Annotated in this window: 3 protein-coding genes and 1 pseudogene; all 4 read right to left on the reverse strand. The window is 49.6% G+C overall.

From position 1 onward, the window contains the following. Window positions 1-171 precede the first annotated feature (171 nt). On the reverse strand, window positions 172-837 hold the full coding sequence (locus ACGF7G_RS21830; protein WP_387468355.1) for a prepilin peptidase: 666 nt from the start codon (window positions 835-837) through the stop codon (window positions 172-174). After that, the gene (locus tag ACGF7G_RS21835; RefSeq protein ID WP_387468356.1) at window positions 838-1,440 is read right to left on the reverse strand and encodes a type 4 pilus major pilin; all 603 of its coding nucleotides are present in this window, start codon (window positions 1,438-1,440) and stop codon (window positions 838-840) included. It lies immediately after the preceding gene. A 69-nt stretch (window positions 1,441-1,509) separates the two neighbouring features. Next, on the reverse strand, window positions 1,510-2,595 hold the full coding sequence (locus ACGF7G_RS21840; RefSeq protein ID WP_387468357.1) for a type II secretion system F family protein: 1,086 nt from the start codon (window positions 2,593-2,595) through the stop codon (window positions 1,510-1,512). Then, window positions 2,588-3,011: pseudogene (locus tag ACGF7G_RS21845) on the reverse strand (pilus assembly protein); the annotation flags it as partial. The pseudogene ACGF7G_RS21845 and the gene ACGF7G_RS21840, both read right to left, overlap by 8 nt.

The raw sequence follows: 3,011 nt of genomic DNA on the forward strand, positions 1-3,011 counted from the left end.
CCGCCATGACCTGCCAGGACTTCTCTGTCAGATAATCGTTGTAAATGCGGGTTCCCAACGCCGCCAATACCAGCAATATCATGAGTCCGGCAGCAGTGCCCAGCATCATATATCCCCTATCCGGCCCTGGCCCCCTGCTGCTGCCACAACACCCCTTTCTTTCTGTCACTATTAGATTACCCATATTGGCTGATATAATCGTTCCAACAACATGACCACACTCCCTAAACTGAGCCAAGGTCCCAGCGGCCCACCTTTCATACCTTGATGAGGTAATTGTGCCAAATACCACAGCACGAAACCGGACAGACCAATCAAGCAACCTATCAGTGCCGGTAACCCTGTCAGCCAGGCACACAGCGCTCCCATCAGCCAGACATCCCCCATTCCCAGCGCTTCACATTGAGAGTGCCGGTTCATCAACTTGCGTAACACACTCATCCCGGCAAGCATAAGCACCGTAGCCAAAAGAGTTATTGACACTGACGGCAACGAAATACTGACCAAGACACCGGACACCAGGCAAGCCAGTGTAAACTGACGAGGAAGCCAGCCACTCAAAACGTCTATAACCGATAATTGCAACAAAAAACTCAACAGCAACAGTGCGACTATCCGCTCCATGAGCGGCGCTGGTGATAACAACATCAATGTGCCCGACACCACGTACAAACAGATAGCCATTCGTGGTACCGGATGCACTGAACACATCAACAGACCGTATTCCTGCAAAAATTTACTCACCGGACGAAGCAGCACGCATCCGATGACAAATAACGTCATCATAACCAGAGGGGTATATTCTGTAGGAAAGCTAACCGCAATCAGTGTCTTCATTTAACCATTAATCGTAAAGATCAGTTTGTTGGTCCCGGTACGACCGTTGTTCCTTGTGCATTCTGTACTGGCACTTTCCAGTGTCACCTTGCCATCAGCGTGATGAGTATTATTAATAGTGATCTCTGACGCACTTCCTCCCCGGCTCATCCCAGTCACCAATGAAACACAGGCAGACTGAGGGACTCTCTCGTAAGTTACCGTGAATCCATTATTAAATCCCCCCGTGCTGCTCGGGCCGACCTTAACCTGACCACCCCAAGTATTCCACAACGTAGCATTACCAGAAGTCGTATCACCGCGAACCGTCATACTCTTCGGTATGCCACCCAACTGAATCAGGACGCCGGTCATCTTGTCTGCATTACTAAATTCATACCCTCCGCTGCCTTTCATTAACCCCTGAGTACTAGAGATGATAGTTTGCAGATTCGTTGTTTCCACAACCGCATCCTTGCGGTCATACAACATATAAATGCCCCCCAAAACCACAGTAATCACGGCAATCACAACCAGAGCCACCGCGCCATTTTCCAAAATAGCCCAACCCCGTTCAGGGGGACGGACCATGCTGTCTTGTTTCTGTATCATCATGTACTGCATTGATTTATTCCTTATATGAAGGGTTCTTTATGGAGAAAATCGTTAAAAAGGAGGTTTAATTTAAGGGCATTACGGCATGATGTTAGCCATGTTCTGTATTTCCATAACGGCTAGCAAAATCAACATAAATGCCCCGACAACCAGCAACAGGGAACACAACATGACCAAATTGGCCCGCCTGTTCACCCGCACGATGGTTTGGTCCAGCCAGCGCTCACCATAGCGTCCAATCATGTCAGGAGTGCCATCACCTTCCGTCAGCAGCGACAAAAAATTCACCGCTTCCTTTGACGGAAAGTCATAGCCACAGTGATGCAGTGCCCTGCCAAAGTGATCCCCTTCACGGACACAATCAGCAATAGACTCCAGACGAATCTGTAACCAGGGAGATGCAAAGCGTTGCAGGATAATTAACGCATCCAGCGTCTGAACATGAGCACGTAAAAGGGAAGCCATGTTCAGTAAAAAAACGGCACCCTGAATATCACTGTAGACCGACCAGGGGATAAAATGATCCGCGATGCGCCGCAGACGGTTGACCCACCGCGGGAGCGAATACGCCACGCCCACAATAAAAGAGAGCAGTAAGACACCACACCACAGGAAAGCATGCTCAAAGAATGTCGCCATCCCGTTCAGCCATGCCAGCACCCCCTGCCAGTTTTGCGGATCTGCAATATTTCTTAGCGTTGGTACCAGTTCTGTGGCGGTGATCACCAGTAATCCGGTCATCAGTAACACCAACAGCAAGGGATAAATCATCATTCTGAGCGACACCATCAAAATACGCTGACGGCAACCTATCAGTGTAATGGCCTGACTCAGCGCTTCAGGCAAATGACCGCTGCGCATACCCGCACTAATTAACGCCGCCTCTTCTACCGGTCCCCAAACCGCCAGCACATGTTCCAAGGTATTCGTTTGACTGTTATCAGTGAGCGCCGAGATGCAATCGTCAATGAGTTCAGCAAACGGATGCCAGTGGGTATCGAAATGGGTATACACATCACGTATCTGCCGCAACGCCTTCAATAACGGTATCTGGTTCTCCAGTAGAAAACGCAACGCCTCATAGAAAATGATGCGATAACTGGGTAAGAAAGTGTGGCGAACTAACACATAGCGCAGACGGCAGATCCATGACATTTCACGCATCACCCTGCTCCATCAGCAAATAATCATCCTCATCCAGCGGACACACTAAGTCGGCCTCCAATGGATCAATCAGCCCGGCATTCAGCTTATTCAGTAGATGCTGGCAACGAGTTATTCCACTTAAATTCGATACCCAGTGTTGTCTCGCGGCCTCTTTGCCCTCGGTCATCAACAAGGTAAAAAATCGGGCATCTGGCCTAATGACTTCTGCCACCACGCTACGACCGGTCACTCCCCGGCTAACAACCCGTCCACTCAAGGTAATCGTCTGGCAACAATGTTCACATCCTTCAGGATGGCGAAAATACAAATTCTCCACGCAACAGATACCGGGAGCATGGCAATAACGCATCAGATAAGCCCGTTGTTCCTCATCCAGTACCGCCTGTTTCTGTGCCCAAGGTACCCGACAGTGT

This window comes from Photorhabdus sp. RM323S, from assembly GCF_042879375.1.
GTDB classification, from domain to species: domain Bacteria; phylum Pseudomonadota; class Gammaproteobacteria; order Enterobacterales; family Enterobacteriaceae; genus Photorhabdus; species Photorhabdus tasmaniensis.